The following is a 14,331-nucleotide window of genomic DNA, read 5'->3' as shown; positions in this document are numbered from 1 at the left end:
AGCGCCGTACGCGCGGCCGGGGGGATGGCAGCAGCGGAGCGGCGCACGGCCTGCGCCTCGAGCGCCAGCGCCGACGCACGCGCTGAAGCCGGGAGCCCGGCGGCCGATCTGCACGTCTGCCCAGCCCGACTCCGGACTCGGCGTGGAGTTGCCATTCAGCCCACTTGTGTCACGCCCCGCCGGTGATGAGTCTGCGCCACCCCTAGACACCACGCCTCGCCTACCAGGAGGCGTCATGGACCGGCTCGCGCAGAAGAACAGGGAAAAGGTCATCGACCTGCTGATGGAGCGCCTGAGTTTCGAGCGCGCCGGAGTGAAGCTCTACGACAAGGTCCTGGAGCGGATGCGCGAGTCGAGCGGCGCGCGGAGCGGGCGTCACGGCGACGGCGACTACACCACCTACGGTCTGAGCGGCTATCGCGCCGGCGACGTGGACCGCGGCGTGCACGAGGACCTCGACCGGGAGCAGGGCGGGATCGCGCACCCCGACCGCGAGCGCGAGCGAGAGGAGCGCGTCGTCGCCGAGATGCTGCCACTGGTGGAGAAGATCCGCGCCCAGGAGAAGGAGCACGAGGAGTGGTTGAAGAGCAGCATCCGGCGGCTCGGCGGCGACGACAAGCGGATGACGGAGATGGCAAACGTGACGGCGCGTGAAGCGGCCGGCATCGAGAAGGTTGTCATGAAGGATCCGCAGCTCCCGCACCTGTTCCACGCGCTCCTCGCGGCGGAGCACGTGGACACGGCCGGGTGGGACCTCCTCCTCGTGCTCGCCGGCGAGGCAGGCGACGGCGCCGCCGAGGAGGAGTTCAGGAAGCGCCTGCAGGAGGAGGAGCGACACCTCGCCTTCCTGCGCGAGGCGCTGCGCACGTTCTCGGCCCACGAGGTGCTGGGCGAGGAGCTGCATTCGCCCACGCCACCGGTCTGATCCCGGCGCGGGCGGTCGGGCCCGGCGCGAGGTCGCATTCGAGGTAGAGATGAGGGCCATGACGGTGCTCATCGTTCGCCTCGGCAGTCCACGCGCCGCCGGAGAGGGCCTCCGGATCGGTACGGTGCGCCGCCCGCCGCGCGGCGTGCCCGCGGCCCGCTTCGCCCCGGACGACTGGTACGACGTCTGGTACCCGAACCTCGCGCCGAGCACCGAGACGATGAAGCTCGGCAAGGCGGCGCGGACCGAGCGGGAGTGGGCGCTGTTCGCGAGGAGGTTTCGCGCCGAGATGGCCGAGCCCGCCGCGAGCCGCACGCTCGACCTGCTCGCTGCGCTCTCGCGCACGGCGAGCTTCTCGGTAGGGTGCTACTGCGAGGACGAAGCGCGCTGCCACCGGTCGGTGCTGCGCGCGCTGCTCGGGGAACGCGGCGCGAAGATGGGGTGACGAGCGCTGCCGGCAGCGCGTTCTGCGCGGGGCGCCAGGACGCGGCCGGTGCGGGTCTCGCGTTCGGCCGAGCCGGCGGTGTCGAGCGTTGACCGGAGCCGGGGCACGCCTCAGAACAAGAGCGCGATGCCGCCCGGTGCTGGCACGAGATCCACGCCGCGGCGCCGGCGCGGACCCGATCTGCGATGAAAGAACCAGGGGATCGCGAACCCGACCGCGCTTCCGACGGCCGCGCCCGCGGCGACGTCGGTGAGCCAGTGCGCGTCGCCGGCCATCCTGAGGTATCCCACGCCGGACGCCAGCGTCAGCCCGACTCCCCAGGCCCATGGCGCCCACGATCGGCCCCGGATGGTCGCGACCGTCGCGGTCGACGTCGCGAGCGAGAACGCGAACGAGGTGTGGCCGGAGTAGAAGCTGCGGTCGCGCGATCCCGGCATGAACGTGGAGCCGCCGGCGGGGCGAGGCCGTGCGAAGCCGTCCTTCGCGGCGTTGACGAGATCCGACGCGATCGCGACGGACTCCCCGACGACGAGCAGGTCCTCGAAGAACGTCCGGCGCGTCCCGTCCTGCGCCGCGCCGAGCGCGGAGAGCGTGAGCGCACCCGCCGACAGAACGCCGGAGTCGATCACGTCCGAGAGGTGCCGGGCGCGAAGCTCCGCGCGCGCGCCGGTGAGCCGGAGCGCGTCGCGTGCTGCCTCGTCGAGGCCATTCACGGCGCAGAATCGGCACTGGCTCGGCGAGAGCCGGGGGAGGGCGAGGCCCGCGGCGAGGGCCCCCGCGAGGAAGGTCACCGAGACGTCGAGGCGTGGGTGGACGACGAGGTCGTCGGCGGAGGGAGCGGCGGGCCAGGCGATGAAGGCCCATGCGGCCAGCGCGACGGTCAGCGGACGCTTCATCACCGGAACTTTGGGCTCACAATGAATGAGCGCCACGGGAGAGCGGGGCTGACGCACCCGGGAGCGGCTCCTCCCGGTGCCGTGGGCCGGGCGCGCGGAGCCGCGGGCTCGGGTTCGACCGCGGCGACGGAGCTCGGCCGAGGCAGGAGCATTCGGGCGCCCGGACGTCCCATCGACGCTCGCGGACCTTTCGCACCCGAGCTCGTGGACGCCCATTCGCAGCGCGTGCAGTCGATGGCCCCTCCCGCGCGAAGGGGCGAGCGAACCCCGGTGCGGAGAACGCGGCGATGCGTCCCCGGCGCCCGTCCGGAGACGCATCGCCGTTCGAGGTTCAGTGCACGGAACGCGGCGGAGGGAGATACGCGTACGGGCGCGCGTCGAGCCAATGCCAGGCATTGCCGCTCTTCCTGGCGAGCATCACGACGTGCAGCTTCATCGTCCTGGTCGAGCCATCCGGCATCCTGAAGTTCTGGAGCTCGTGATCGAGGTCCATGAACGCGAGGTCGTCCCCCATGCGCCGCACGGAGGAGATCGCGAACCGCGAAGTCGTGCCTGCGAGGATCGTCTCGCAATCGTGACGGTACGCGGCCGCGACGCCGGAGCGACCGTTCCCGACCTCTCCGGTGGGGGTGATGAGCGTGCCGTCCTCGGTCCAGAACGCCGCCACCGCCTCCACGTCGAACCGGTTGAACGCCTCGTTGAACTTCCGACACGCAGCTTCGAGCGATGGATCCGCCTTGTAGGGCTGCGTCCCGACTTCCTGCGTCGTTTCCATGAGCACACCTCCGTACGACCTAGGTCGTGGCGGTTGCGGCGGAAATGCTCGAGCGCAAATGCCAGGCGGGGGCGCCGGATCGGGTGAAAGGATCCCGCGAGGTCGGTTGGCCGTGACGTCGGCGCGAGGGCGGCGGTGCGACCAGCAGGCGCCGGTCGCCTCCTGATATGGATACACGATGCCACTGAAGCCGAGTGCTCAGAGGGTCCAGGACGCGCTGCGGGGCGCCGGCTTCGCGAACACCGTGATCGAGCTGCCCGACTCCGCTCGGACCGCAGCAGAAGCGGCGGCTGCGGTCGGTTGCGACGTGGGGCAGATCGTGAAGTCCCTGCTCTTCGAGGCGAAGCCGAGCGGACGCGCGGTGCTGGTCGCGGCGAGCGGGAGCCACCGCGTCGACGAGCAGGCGGTGTCGGCGGTGATCGGCGAGCGCATCGCACGCGCCTCGGCCGACTTCGTTCGCGAGCGCACCGGGTTCGCCATCGGCGGCGTGCCCCCCATCGGACATGCGCAACCGCTCCTGGCCGTGGTGGACGAGGCGCTGCTCGCGTACGAGCGCATCTGGGCGGCGGCCGGCCACCCCCACGCCGTGTTCGAGCTGACGCCCGCCGAGCTCGTGCGGATGACGGGCGGGAGGGTCGCGCGGCTCGCGGCGGCGGAGCCATAGCGCTTCGAGGAACGCGTAGGCCGCGCGAGCTCTCCGTACGAAGAGCGCGCCACCGGGCGGTCCCTCGACTAGGCTGCAGGCGCCATGTCATCCAGCCTGGCTGCCGTCGTGCTCGGCCTCGCCTCCGCCGCATCATGGGGAGCGGGGGACTTCACCGGGGGGATCGCCTCGAAGCGAGCGCCGGTCGTCGGCGTCCTCGTGCTCGGCCAGGCCGCTGGCGTGACGCTCATCTTCGCGGCGGCGCTGCTCCTTCACGAGAGCGTCCCCGCGCCCGCCACCCTCGCCTGGAGCGTCGCAGCGGGTGCTGCGGGAGCGGTCGGCCTCGCCGCGCTCTACCGCGCGCTCGCGGTGGGGCGCATGGCGGTGGTGGCGCCCGTCTCGGCGGTCCTCTCGGCGAGCATCCCGGTGGTGTGGGGCGCGCTCGCCGAAGGGATGCCGTCGGGCTCGAAGCTCGCCGGCTTCGTGCTCGCGCTCGCTGGCATCTGGCTCATCGCGCGCGCGGGGCCGCCCGGCGGCGGGACGGAGGGACTCGGGCTCGCCCTCGTCGCCGGCTGCGGCTTCGGCGCGTACCTGGTGCTGATGGACCGCGGTGCGCAGGGGGGAACGTTCTGGCCGCTCGCGGCGGCGCGCGGGACGTCGTTCGCCCTCGCGGTGGTCGTCGCCGGGGCCCGCCGGCGTCCGTGGGCGCCTCCGAGGCACGCCGTGCCGCTCGTTCTCCTCTCGGGGGTGCTCGACGCCGGCGGCAACGCCTTCTTCCTCCTGGCGACGCAGGCCGGCCGCCTCGACGTCGCGGCCGTCCTGGCGTCGATGTACCCGGCGAGCACGGTGGCGCTCGCGGCCGGGCTCCTTCGGGAACGCATCACCCGGCCGCAGTCGGCGGGCATCGTCGCGGTCCTGGGAGCGATCGCCCTGATCGCGGGGTGACGCCCGAGCGCGCGGCGTCGGAGGGAGGCTGGCTAGAACCGCGGAGCCCCGTAGCTCCGCTCGAACAGCGCACGGATCGCCGCGCGACCGTCGTCGGAGAGGTCTCGCGTGCCGGTGCCCGCGAACCTCTCGCGCCTGATGGCGGGAGGCTCCTCGGCGACCCAGTCCCGCTCGTTCCACCGGAACCAGCGCTTCTGCTCCTGGTCGAAGAGGTGGACCGGCTTTCCCCAGTGCCGCGCAAGCTCCACGGCCCAGCCCGTCGCGCCGTGCGCCGGCTCGTCGGCGGCGACGGCGCCGACGGCGAACACCTCGCCGGCCGTGCTCACCTGGTGCCAGATCGCCTGGAGCACGCGCCGCTGCTCCCCCGGCTCGGGGAGCGCACGGTGCAGGTGCGCCTTCAGGTAGGCGGCGCTGACCTCGCCCACCTTGAGCTCGTCCTCGCTCAGCTCGACGAGCCCGCGCGTCCGCGCGAGGTCGTGACGGCCGCCGAACGTGAAGTTCACCTCCCGGACGCCCCATCGTTCGGCGCAGGCGCCGAACTCCTCCTCGGCGCCCGCGGAGCCGCTCGCCAGCAGCGTGAACGACTCCGGGGAGAGCTCGTCCGGCGCCGAAGCCTCGTCGTCTCTCGGCGGCCGCAGCCGGCCGCCCTCGAGCACGAGGGGGACCTCGATCCCGGGGAACCGCTCGAAGTCCTTCGCCAGCGTCAGCCGGGCATGCCGTCCGTGCGGCTCGAGGGAGATGGCGACGTCGACGAGCGCGGCGCACTCGTCCGACAGCGGGGCGATGCGCCGGGCGCCGGCGAGCTCGCGGGCTCGCGCCGTCATCCAGATCTCGGCGCCGACGCGGGCCGCGCTCGCCTTGAACCCGCCGACCGTGGCGGCGCACGCGGGCTGTTCCCAGGCGAAGCCGTCGACGAGGATGGCGCGGGGACCGTGCTGGAGGTGCGCCTGGAACGCGGCCAGCGCCTCCTCGAGCCCCCGCACGCCGAAGGCGCGCTCCACCGACGACCAGATGAGCCGCCGGTGGGCGATGGCCTCGCGCACGCCCCCGCGGTCGGCCAGCCCGACACCCTCGGCGAGCTCGTCGAAGAGCGCGTCGTAGCGCGCGGAGACGTGCTCCACGGATTGGCCGACCGCGACGTGGAGGACCGGCTTCTCGCGCAGCAGGGCGTCCAGCCCGAGCTGCACGAGGCAAGCAGACTTCCCGACGCCCGCAGGCGCCACGATCACGCCCAGGTGACCCTTCCCGAGCCCGCCGCGGATGGAGCGGTCGAGTATCCGCAGCGGGCTCTGGAGGATCGCTTCCTGCCGGATCATGGGCGCCGGACGGGATCTACTTCTTGCCGCCCTCCGCGGCCTTCTTGCCGGCCGCCTTGGACATGAGCTCCTCGGCCATCGCCGTCGGGACCGGCAGGTACCGGGAGAACTCCATGCTGAACTCCGCCTTGCCCTGCGTCGAGGACCGGAGGGTCGTGGAGTACCCGAACATCTCGGCGAGGGGCACCTCGGCCTCGATGCGGACCAGCCCGCCGTCCTCCTGCGAGCCGACGATCATCGCGCGCCGCTGCATGAGCGTGCCGAGGACGCCGCCGGAGAACTCGGAGGGCGTCTCGACGCCGACCCGCATGATGGGCTCGAGCAGGCGCGGCTTCGCGCGATCGAAGCCCTCGCGCCAGGCGCCGCGCGCGGCCTCCTGGAAGGCGATGTCGGACGAGTCGACCGCGTGGCTCGCGCCGTCGTTGATGACGACGCGCACGTTCACCACGGGGAAGCCGAGCAGCCGCCCCTTGCCGAGCATCGAGCGGAAGCCCTTCTCGACCGCGGAGATGAACTCGCGGGGGATCGCGCCGCCCACCACGTCGTCGACGAACTCGTACGGCTGCTCGCAGGGCTCGATGTAGCCGCACACCCGGCCGAACTGCCCCGACCCGCCGGTCTGCTTCTTGTGCGTGTAGGCGAACTCGGCGCGCTGGCTCACGGTCTCGCGGTAGGCGACCTGGGGCGGGGACACCTCGACGAGCGCGTTGTACTCACGCTTCATGCGCTCGATGTAGACCTCGAGGTGAAGCTCGCCCATCCCGCGGATGATCGTCTCGCCGCTCTCCTCGTCGATGCCGGCGCGGAACGTCGGGTCCTCGCGGGTGAAGCGCCGGAGCGCCTTCCCCATGTTGGTCTCGCTCTTCGAGTCGGCCGGCTTGATGGAGAGGGAGATCACCGGATCCGGCACGTGCATCGAGGTCATGTTGAGCTTGACCTTGCCGTCGGTGAACGTGTCGCCGGAGTTGCACTCGATGCCGAACATCGCGACGATGTCGCCGGAGCCGGCGGCGTCGATGTCCTCCATCTCGTCGGAGTGCATGCGCACGAGCCGTCCGACCCGGTGATCCTTCTTCGTGCGCATGTTCGTGATGAACATGTCGCGCGAGAGCCGGCCCTGGTAGATGCGCAGGTACGTGAGCTGACCGTACCGGCCGTCCTCGAGCTTGAACGCGAGCGCCACGGTGGGCTTGTCGTTGTCGATCGAGAGCACGACCTTCTGCTCGTCGGCGGCGAGGTCGTGGGCCTCGTTGACCACCTCGGTGGGATCGGGGAGGTAGTCGACCACGCCGTCGAGCAGCTTCTGGACGGCCTTGTTCTTGTACGCCGAGCCCATGAACACGGGCGTGAGCTTCAGCTCGATCGTGCCCTTGCGGATCGCCGCCTTGACGAGCTCCTCGGTGACCCGATCCTCGAGGATCGCCTCGGTCAGCTCGTCGGAGAACATCGACGCGGCGTCGAGCATCTCCTCGCGCGCCTTCGCCGCCTGCTCCTGCAGCTCCGCGGGGATCTCCGACTCGGTGATGACCTCGCCGTCCTTGCCGCTGAAGCGGACCGCCTTCATGGTCACGAGGTCGACCACGCCCTCGAACTTGTCCTCGAGGCCGATCGGGAGCTGCATCAGCACGGGGTTGTGCTGGAGCTTCTCGCGGAGCTGATCCTTCACGCGGAGCGGGTTCGCGCCGGAGCGGTCGCACTTGTTGACGAACGCGAGGCGCGGCACCCTGTAGCGCCGCATCTGGCGGTCGACGGTGAGCGACTGGCTCTGAACGCCCGCGACGGAGCAGAGCACCAGGATCGCGCCGTCCAGCACGCGCAGCGACCGCTCGACCTCGATGGTGAAGTCGACGTGCCCGGGGGTGTCGATGATGTTGAAGTGGAGCCCCTTCCACTCGCAGTGCGTCGCGGCGGAGGCGATGGTGATGCCGCGCTCGCGCTCGAGCTCCATCGAATCCATCTTGGCGCCGACGCCGTCCTTGCCCTTCACCTCGTGAATGGCGTGGATCCGGTTCGTGTAGAAGAGGATGCGCTCCGTCAGCGTGGTCTTGCCGCTGTCGATATGGGCCGAGATCCCGATGTTCCGGAGCTTCGAGAAATCCGTGTACACGTCTTACCTCCACCTGCGGGGCGGATTGAGCGATATGGGCGATTCGGTGCGCGGCGCCGCTCGCCGGCGAACCGGCTGGCCAGCATGGGCGCCGCTCGTGTCGAACCCGTCGGGCGTGGCCGGAATTTCGCGCCAGCGGGCCGACGGGTGTGGACCTGTACGCCGTTCACCCACCTCGACGGCGTCGCGCGCGCGCACCCTGGCACAACCGGTGGCGTTTCGCAACCCGGCGCCGATCCGCTCGACGCCCCATGCGCAGGAGCGTCTCCGCGCTTAATGTCCGCCCATGCGGAAAGGGTTCGTGCACGAGGCATCGATCGAGCTCGAACGCGATGGCGACCCTCAGGCCCCGGGCGCAGCGGTGACCGTGAACCTGTGCGGCCATTGGGAGCACGAGGGCGCGTGCCGCTGGCCCCACCAGTCGAACGTCGGCAGCCGCTCCGGTCGGAGGATTGGCTTGCGAGTCGTCTTCGTCGCCGAGCCCGCGGACGAGCACGAGGTGCGGTCGCGCATCGCGCGCGCGGTGCGTGACGGCAAGCTCGACGGGCCCACCGGGGTGAGCTACTGGACCGTGCTGACGGAGGGACCGTCCGAGCTGAGCCGTGAAGAGACAACGCTCGCGGCGGAGCTCACGTCCAAGTGATGCGCACTGCCGTTTCCGCCCGGGCAGCGTAGACGTTCGTCCGATGCCGCCGACCGAACGACACCTGCTCCTCGTGCGCCACGGCGAGACCGACTGGAACGCCGCCGGGCGGTGGCAGGGTCAGACGGACGTGCCGCTCAACGCGACCGGACGAGCGCAGGCGCTCGCGCTCGCGGCGCGGCTGCGCGCGGAGGGGGTCCGCGCGATCGCGACGAGCGACCTCTGCCGCGCCCGCGGCACCGCGGAGATCGTGGGCGAGGCGCTCGGGCTGGAGGTCGCGTTCGTGGACGCGGACCTGCGCGAGCGCGCCTACGGCCACTGGGAGGGCCTCACCCGGTGCGAGTGCGAGAGGCGGTTCCCGGAGGAGTGGGCGCGCCACGTGTCCGACCCGCGCGCGCCGCCGCCCGCCGGCGAGTCCATGGACGCGCTGCTCGCGCGCGTCGTCCCTGCGATCGGGCGGGCCGCCGAGCGGCTCGAGTCGCCGGCCGTGCTCGTGACCCACGGCGGCGTGATGCGGGCATTCCTCGTCGCCGCCCTCAGCAGCCAGCCGGGGCCCGCGCCGGTCGCGCCGCCGCGCTTCATCCCGAACGGCGGCGTATGGCGGGTGCGCCTCGTCGCTGGCCGCGTGGTCGGGGCGGCGGCGCTCGTCGGTGACGATCGCTGACCGGTCACCGCGCCTCAGCGACACGCGCGCGGCTTCGAGCTGCGAGGTCGAGAGCCGCTCAGGAAGACGATCTCGCTGCTCGCTTGGCAGCATCCCGAGCGCGGACGTCGCGAACCGAGCTTGGCCCCTTCCCGGGTGGACATGGCACGGAAGCGCACGGGTCGCTACGTCTCCCGCGAGAGGAGGGCCCAATGCCCCCGAGAGGCGTGAAGAGTCCCAAACGGAAGCGGCAGTACGAGCACATCAAGCAGTCGGCCGTGAAGCGCGGCGCGGGTTCTCGCCGCGCGAAGCAGATCGCCGCGCGCACCGTGAACAAGCAGCGGCGAAAGGCCGGCGCCACCAAGAAGGCGCGCTCGAAGCGCAGCTGACCGTCCCGGTCGTACCGATCGCCTCGGAGGAGGGCCCAGCGATCGACTCGAGCAGGCCCCGGATCGCGATCGAAGCTGCCGCGGGGCCTCGCGCACGGGTGCTCACCACGAGCCCGAGTCCCTCGCGACGCCGTCGTCACCATGAGACACACGCGCATCATCGTCACTCGCTACGGCGGGCCCGATGCACTTCGAGTGGTCGAGGAGGAGGTCCCCGAGCCGAAGGAGGGCGAGGTGCGGGTGAGGGTGCTGGCCGCAGGCGTCTCCTTGCCCGACATCATGGCGCGCGAGGGCATTCACCCCGAGACGCCCCCGGTGCCCTTCACGCCGGGGTGGGATCTGGTTGGCGTGGTGGATCGGCTCGGCGGCGGGGTCGGCGGCGTCGTACCAGGCCAGCGCGTCGCCGCCATGCCGATCCACGGAGCGTACGCGGGATTCGTCTGCCTGCCCCAGCGTGAGCTGGTTCCGGTGCCACCCGGGCTGGACCCCGCCGAGGCGGTCTGCCTCGTGCTGAACTACGTCACGGCCTACCAGATGATGCATCGTTCCGCGAAGGTCGGACCGGGCCAGCGCGCGCTGATTCACGGCGCGGCAGGCGGGGTCGGGACGGCGTTGTTGCAGCTCGGGGGCGTGGGCGGGCTGGAGCTGTACGGGACCGCCTCTTCGCGCGGGGCGCCGGTCGTCTCCGACCTGGGCGGTATCCCCATCGACTACCAGCGTCAGGACTTCGTGAAAGAGATTCGACGCCTCACCGGTGAGGGCGTGGACGTCGTCTTCGATCCTCTCGGAGGCGAGCACCTCTGGCAGTCGCGCAAGGCGCTTCGTCGTGGCGGGAGGGTGGTGGGTTACGGCCTCGTGAGCTCGATCCGTGGGGAGGGATTGACCTCGAGTCGTCCAGGCCGGCGTCAACGCTTTCGCGGAACCGCCATCTTCGCGGCGTACATCGCCGCCGGCTGGCTTCTCCCGGGCCGGAGACGCGTGGTCCCGTACAGCATCCAGACGCTCAAGCGGCTCAAGCCTGCCTGGTTTCGGCAGGACCTGATCGCCCTGCTCGACCTCCTCCGACAGCAAAAGATCAGGCCGCTCATCGCGCAGCGATTCCCGCTCGAGGAAGCGAGACAGGCGCAGGAGCTGCTCGGGAGCGGGGGCGTGGCGGGCAAGATCGTGCTCGTGCCCAATGCGCCGCCGCCCGAGCCGGGAGCGGCATGACGACGGCATGCATGGGACGGCGAATCGCAGCGCCGTCGAGGTGCGAGGTGCACGCGGAAGCCGCCTTCAGCGGCGCCGCGAACTGGAGGCGGACATGGGCGCGAGCGTCGTGATCTTGGGAGGCGGGGTAGGGGGGAGCGTCGTCGCGATGGAGCTGCGGGCGCAGCTCCCGGCGGAGCACCGGATCACCGTGGTCGAGCGTGCGGACCGCTTCGTGCTGGGGGCCTCGCTGCTGCGCGTCATCGTCGGCGAGCGTCGTCCGGAGGAGATCTCGCGACCCATGACTGCGCTCGCGCGGCACGGAGTCGAGGTCGTCACCGGCGACATCGAGCGGATAGACCCGTCGCGCCGGAGCGTGGAGGTCGGGGGACGCCGCCTCGAGGCGGATCACCTCGTCGTGGCCGTCGGGGCGGACCTCGATCCCTCCGCCGTCGCGGGGCTGGTGGAGTCCGGTCATTCCTTCTACACGCTCGAGGGCGCGGTGGCGCTCCGGGACGCGCTCGCGTCTTTCGCGGGAGGACGGCTCGTCGTCCTCACCGCAGCGCCGGCGTACAAGTGCCCCGCCGCGCCGTACGAAGCGGCACAGCTCATCGAATCGAGCCTTCGCAGGCGCGGCGTCCGCGAGAAGGTGGCTTTCGATCTGTACGCCGCGGAGCCGGCGCCGATGGGCGTCGCGGGGCCGAAAGTCTCGGCCGCGGTCCGCGACCTGCTGGCTGCAAAGGGGATCGGGTACCACCCGGACCACCAGATCGTCGCGGCAGACGCGCCCGCGAGGCGGCTTCGGTTCGCGAACGGTGCGGAGGCCGCGTACGATCTTCTCGCGTTCGTCGCGCCGCACCGGGCGCCCCGTGTCGTGAGCGACGCGGGGCTCGCCGCGCAGGGCGGGTGGGTTCCGGTCGATCGGGGCACCCTGCGCACCCGGTTCGAGCGGGTGTGGGCCATCGGCGACGTGACCGGGATCCCGCTGAAGATGGGAAAGCCGCTCCCGAAGGCCGCGACGTTCGCAGAGGGCGAGGCGCGGATCGTGGCGCGTTCCATCGCTGCGGAGATCCTGGGCGGACAGCCCTCCGAGCCCTACGTCGGGATCGGAGAGTGCTGGGTCGAGACGGGCGACGGCGCGACGGCCCACGGGAAGGGTGATTTCTTCGCCGAGCCGGTCCCCGTGGTCTCGCTCGAAGCGCCGTCCGCCGAGTCCCACCGCGCCAAGGATGCCTGGGAGCGCGAGTGGCTGGGTCGCTTCAGCTAAAGCGGACTCGCCCGCACGAACGGCTGAGCTGGACTGCGGGACCCTGCGCAGGGAAGCGAGCGGGTGCTCTCTGGAGCGACCCACGGCCGAGGAGAATGAGCCGGCTCGCGCCGGCTCATTCGATCCCGAGCAGCCACCGCCGAGCCCGCCACGAACCGGGCGGCTCGTGGGCTACTTGTCGCGGTAGGTGATGCGGCCGCGGGTCAGGTCGTACGGCGAGAGCTCCACCTTCACCCGGTCGCCCGTGATGATGCGGATGCGGAACCGCTTCATCTTGCCGGAGGGGTAGGCCAGCACGATCGGGCCCTGATCGAGCTTCACGCGATACATGCTGCCGCTCGACTCCTCCACCCTGCCCTGCACCTCGATACCGGCTTCCTTCTCGCTCATCTCTCTCCTTGTTCGTGAGTGCTTCGCTGTGAACTGCCCGTTCCGCAGCGCATCTGCGCGGGTCGTCCGAAGTACCGTCCGGACGAGCCCAGAAGATGAAGCTCTCGACGCGCGGCGTACAGAACCCGGACGCCACCCAGGCCGTCGGGGTGTCGTCCGAAACCCGCTGTCAGCTCGAGTGGAGGCGCGGGAATCGAAGCCAGCGCCATGGCCGCGGGTGGGCTGCCAACGGCTTTCATAACATGGAGTTGGGCAGGGCGCTGCGATGAAGGCAGCCCGCCCACCGCCCACCGGCTATCCGTCCGACCACCCAATGGTGGTGGGGCGGCGCGGGGAGGGTGGGGGACGGCGCCCGGGCGCTGCGGCTGTCCTGCGGGCTCGGGCGCGACTCAGGGCGCCACTCGCAAGAGCCCTCGAGACGGTCTGGAGCTCGCCCGTCCGATCGATGGTCTGGTCCTGCGACAAGCGCGCGCCAACGCGCCGCTTGCCTGCGCACCCGGCTCCGGTTTATTCCGGACGCGTGGATCGTGCCCGCTAGCCCGAGTCCGCGTCGCCCGCCGAACGGCAGGTGACGCGTCCTGTCGGATCCCGCCACCGCCATCGCGCGGCGTGGATCCCGTCCGTCACTCGCGCTTTCGAGGCACGCCTTGGTCCATCCCGAGCTCATCGGCTTCGGTCCCTTCTTCTCCTCCCAGCTCACGGTGGAGGAGCTCCAGTCCTCCCTCGTCGGCCGCGCGGTCGCGGATCGCGGCCGCGGCCTCCTCGTCCGGTTCCCGGACGGCGCCCACCCGGTCGTCGTGCCGGGTCGGCTGCGCGCCGAAGGCGTCCTCCCGGTGGTGGGCGACTTCGTCGTCGCGACCCCCGCGCCCGATCGTACCGTCACGCGCGTCCTCGAGCGTCGCACCTGGCTTTCCCGCAACGTCGCGGGCGGCGCCACTGCGGAGCAGGTGCTCGCCGCCAACGTGGACGTCGTGTTCGTCGTGCAGGGGCTCGACGAGGGTTCGAACCCGCGCCGCCTCGAGCGGACCCTCGCGGCGGTGTACTCGGGCGGCGCGGAGCCCGTGATCGTCCTCACGAAGCCGGACCGGGCGGAGGACCTCGCCTCCGCGCTCGCCGAGGCCCGCGCCGCCGCGCCCGCCGTGGACGTCGAGGTCGCGTCCGGCCTCACGGGCGAGGGTGTCGCCGCGCTCGCGGCGCGGCTCCGCCCCGACCGCACCGGCGTCCTCGTGGGCCCCTCCGGAGCAGGCAAGTCCACCCTCACGAACGCGCTCCTCGGCCGCGAGGCGCAGCGCACCGCGCCGGTGCGTGCCGCCGACGACCGCGGCGTCCACACGACCTCGGCACGCGAGCTCTTCCTGCTGCCCGGCGGCGGTGCGCTCGTGGACGGTCCGGGGATCCGCGAGCTCCGGCTCTGGGACGCGGGCGGGCTCGACGCGACGTTCGAGGACCTCGCCGCGATCGCGGCGCGCTGCCGGTTCCGGGACTGCTCCCACGCGGCCGAGCCCGGGTGCGCCGTCCGGGAGGCGATCGCCGGCGGGCGCCTCGACGCCGCGCGCGTCGAGAGCCACCGCAAGCTCGCGCTCGAGCTCGCGAGGCAGGCGGCGCGGCGCGAGGGCGGCGCGGCGCGGGGGGAGCGCGAGCGCTGGAAGTCGGTGTCGAAGGAGCTGCGCCGGCTTTATCGCGATCGGCGGCGCTGACGCGCGTGCTCGTCGCCAGCAGGGGACGACGGCAGCTTCAGCCGGGGCGGTCTTCAGTCCAG

The 14,331-nt window shown here is 71.8% G+C and carries 15 protein-coding genes; 10 read left to right on the top strand and 5 right to left on the bottom strand.

Translation table 11 applies throughout. The annotated features are described in order from the left end of the window. The first annotated feature begins 235 nt into the window (after positions 1-235). Together MNY60_RS03965 and MNY60_RS03960 are read left to right on the top strand one after the other, a co-directional pair. Positions 236-925: a DUF892 family protein gene (locus MNY60_RS03965; protein WP_242338490.1), complete on the top strand. Its 690-nt coding sequence runs from the start codon at positions 236-238 to the stop codon at positions 923-925. A gap of 58 nt (positions 926-983) precedes the next feature. Further along, entirely contained in the window at positions 984-1,370 is a 387-nt protein-coding gene (locus MNY60_RS03960) for a DUF488 domain-containing protein (protein WP_242338488.1), read from the top strand. 110 nt (positions 1,371-1,480) lie between these two features. Here MNY60_RS03960 and MNY60_RS03955 read toward each other — a convergent pair whose 3' ends face one another. Both MNY60_RS03955 and MNY60_RS03950 read right to left on the bottom strand, forming a co-directional pair. Beyond that, positions 1,481-2,266 carry a phosphatase PAP2 family protein gene (locus tag MNY60_RS03955; RefSeq protein WP_242338486.1) on the bottom strand — a complete coding sequence of 262 codons (786 nt, stop codon included), beginning with the start codon at positions 2,264-2,266 and terminating at the stop codon, positions 1,481-1,483. Positions 2,267-2,597: 331 nt separating this feature from the next. Further along, positions 2,598-3,041, bottom strand: coding sequence for an SgcJ/EcaC family oxidoreductase (locus tag MNY60_RS03950; RefSeq protein ID WP_242338484.1), 444 nt, complete (start codon positions 3,039-3,041; stop codon positions 2,598-2,600). A 178-nt stretch (positions 3,042-3,219) separates the two neighbouring features. On the opposite strand from MNY60_RS03950, the gene MNY60_RS03945 reads away from it, so the two are divergent. Further along, positions 3,220-3,705, top strand: coding sequence for a YbaK/EbsC family protein (locus tag MNY60_RS03945; RefSeq protein WP_242338482.1), 486 nt, complete (start codon positions 3,220-3,222; stop codon positions 3,703-3,705). 84 nt (positions 3,706-3,789) lie between these two features. Then, the gene (locus MNY60_RS03940) at positions 3,790-4,629 is read left to right on the top strand and encodes a DMT family transporter (protein ID WP_242360071.1); all 840 of its coding nucleotides are present in this window, start codon (positions 3,790-3,792) and stop codon (positions 4,627-4,629) included. A 32-nt stretch (positions 4,630-4,661) separates the two neighbouring features. Here MNY60_RS03940 and MNY60_RS03935 read toward each other — a convergent pair whose 3' ends face one another. Continuing rightward, positions 4,662-5,945: a hypothetical protein gene (locus MNY60_RS03935; protein WP_242338478.1), complete on the bottom strand. Its 1,284-nt coding sequence runs from the start codon at positions 5,943-5,945 to the stop codon at positions 4,662-4,664. Between the two features lie 16 nt (positions 5,946-5,961). Beyond that, positions 5,962-8,052: an elongation factor G gene (gene fusA / locus MNY60_RS03930; protein WP_242338476.1), complete on the bottom strand. Its 2,091-nt coding sequence runs from the start codon at positions 8,050-8,052 to the stop codon at positions 5,962-5,964. Between the two features lie 286 nt (positions 8,053-8,338). Here fusA and MNY60_RS03925 point away from each other — a divergent pair, with 286 nt between their 5' ends. The 5 genes from MNY60_RS03925 (at position 8,339) to MNY60_RS03905 (ending at position 12,182) form a co-directional block, all read left to right on the top strand. Further along, the gene (locus MNY60_RS03925) at positions 8,339-8,695 is read left to right on the top strand and encodes a hypothetical protein (RefSeq protein WP_242338474.1); all 357 of its coding nucleotides are present in this window, start codon (positions 8,339-8,341) and stop codon (positions 8,693-8,695) included. A gap of 43 nt (positions 8,696-8,738) precedes the next feature. After that, complete coding sequence (locus tag MNY60_RS03920; protein ID WP_242338472.1) at positions 8,739-9,359, top strand: histidine phosphatase family protein; 621 nt, start codon at positions 8,739-8,741, stop codon at positions 9,357-9,359. Positions 9,360-9,550: 191 nt separating this feature from the next. After that, complete coding sequence (locus MNY60_RS03915; RefSeq protein WP_242338471.1) at positions 9,551-9,727, top strand: hypothetical protein; 177 nt, start codon at positions 9,551-9,553, stop codon at positions 9,725-9,727. A 195-nt stretch (positions 9,728-9,922) separates the two neighbouring features. Continuing rightward, a complete protein-coding gene (locus MNY60_RS03910; protein WP_242338469.1) occupies positions 9,923-10,936 on the top strand; it encodes a zinc-binding dehydrogenase in 1,014 nt (337 codons plus the stop codon). Positions 10,937-11,030: 94 nt separating this feature from the next. Beyond that, on the top strand, positions 11,031-12,182 hold the full coding sequence (locus MNY60_RS03905; RefSeq protein ID WP_242338467.1) for an NAD(P)/FAD-dependent oxidoreductase: 1,152 nt from the start codon (positions 11,031-11,033) through the stop codon (positions 12,180-12,182). 171 nt (positions 12,183-12,353) lie between these two features. On the opposite strand, the gene infA is transcribed toward MNY60_RS03905, so the two are convergent. Beyond that, positions 12,354-12,572 (bottom strand): translation initiation factor IF-1, encoded by a 219-nt coding sequence (infA, locus tag MNY60_RS03900; RefSeq protein WP_012097610.1) that lies wholly within the window; start codon positions 12,570-12,572, stop codon positions 12,354-12,356. A 647-nt stretch (positions 12,573-13,219) separates the two neighbouring features. On the opposite strand from infA, the gene rsgA reads away from it, so the two are divergent. Beyond that, positions 13,220-14,269 carry a ribosome small subunit-dependent GTPase A gene (rsgA, locus tag MNY60_RS03895; RefSeq protein ID WP_242338465.1) on the top strand — a complete coding sequence of 350 codons (1,050 nt, stop codon included), beginning with the start codon at positions 13,220-13,222 and terminating at the stop codon, positions 14,267-14,269. Positions 14,270-14,331 lie beyond the last annotated feature (62 nt).

The organism is Anaeromyxobacter sp. SG17 (assembly GCF_022690695.1).
In the GTDB taxonomy this organism is placed as follows: Bacteria; Myxococcota; Myxococcia; order Myxococcales; family Anaeromyxobacteraceae; genus Anaeromyxobacter; species Anaeromyxobacter soli.
This window is presented reverse-complemented; position numbering and strand designations above follow the sequence as displayed.

What these genes read in the sequence shown, in the direction of transcription:
- MNY60_RS03965 (WP_242338490.1), top strand. Translation starts at nt 236, where the DNA reads ATGGACCGGCTCGCGCAGAAGAACAGGGAAAAGGTCATCGACCTGCTG.
- MNY60_RS03960 (WP_242338488.1), top strand. Translation starts at nt 984, where the DNA reads ATGACGGTGCTCATCGTTCGCCTCGGCAGTCCACGCGCCGCCGGAGAG.
- MNY60_RS03955 (WP_242338486.1), bottom strand. Translation starts at nt 2,266, where the DNA reads ATGAAGCGTCCGCTGACCGTCGCGCTGGCCGCATGGGCCTTCATCGCC.
- MNY60_RS03950 (WP_242338484.1), bottom strand. Translation starts at nt 3,041, where the DNA reads ATGGAAACGACGCAGGAAGTCGGGACGCAGCCCTACAAGGCGGATCCA.
- MNY60_RS03945 (WP_242338482.1), top strand. Translation starts at nt 3,220, where the DNA reads ATGCCACTGAAGCCGAGTGCTCAGAGGGTCCAGGACGCGCTGCGGGGC.
- MNY60_RS03940 (WP_242360071.1), top strand. Translation starts at nt 3,790, where the DNA reads ATGTCATCCAGCCTGGCTGCCGTCGTGCTCGGCCTCGCCTCCGCCGCA.
- MNY60_RS03935 (WP_242338478.1), bottom strand. Translation starts at nt 5,945, where the DNA reads ATGATCCGGCAGGAAGCGATCCTCCAGAGCCCGCTGCGGATACTCGAC.
- MNY60_RS03925 (WP_242338474.1), top strand. Translation starts at nt 8,339, where the DNA reads ATGCGGAAAGGGTTCGTGCACGAGGCATCGATCGAGCTCGAACGCGAT.
- MNY60_RS03920 (WP_242338472.1), top strand. Translation starts at nt 8,739, where the DNA reads ATGCCGCCGACCGAACGACACCTGCTCCTCGTGCGCCACGGCGAGACC.
- MNY60_RS03915 (WP_242338471.1), top strand. Translation starts at nt 9,551, where the DNA reads ATGCCCCCGAGAGGCGTGAAGAGTCCCAAACGGAAGCGGCAGTACGAG.
- MNY60_RS03905 (WP_242338467.1), top strand. Translation starts at nt 11,031, where the DNA reads ATGGGCGCGAGCGTCGTGATCTTGGGAGGCGGGGTAGGGGGGAGCGTC.
- infA (WP_012097610.1), bottom strand. Translation starts at nt 12,572, where the DNA reads ATGAGCGAGAAGGAAGCCGGTATCGAGGTGCAGGGCAGGGTGGAGGAG.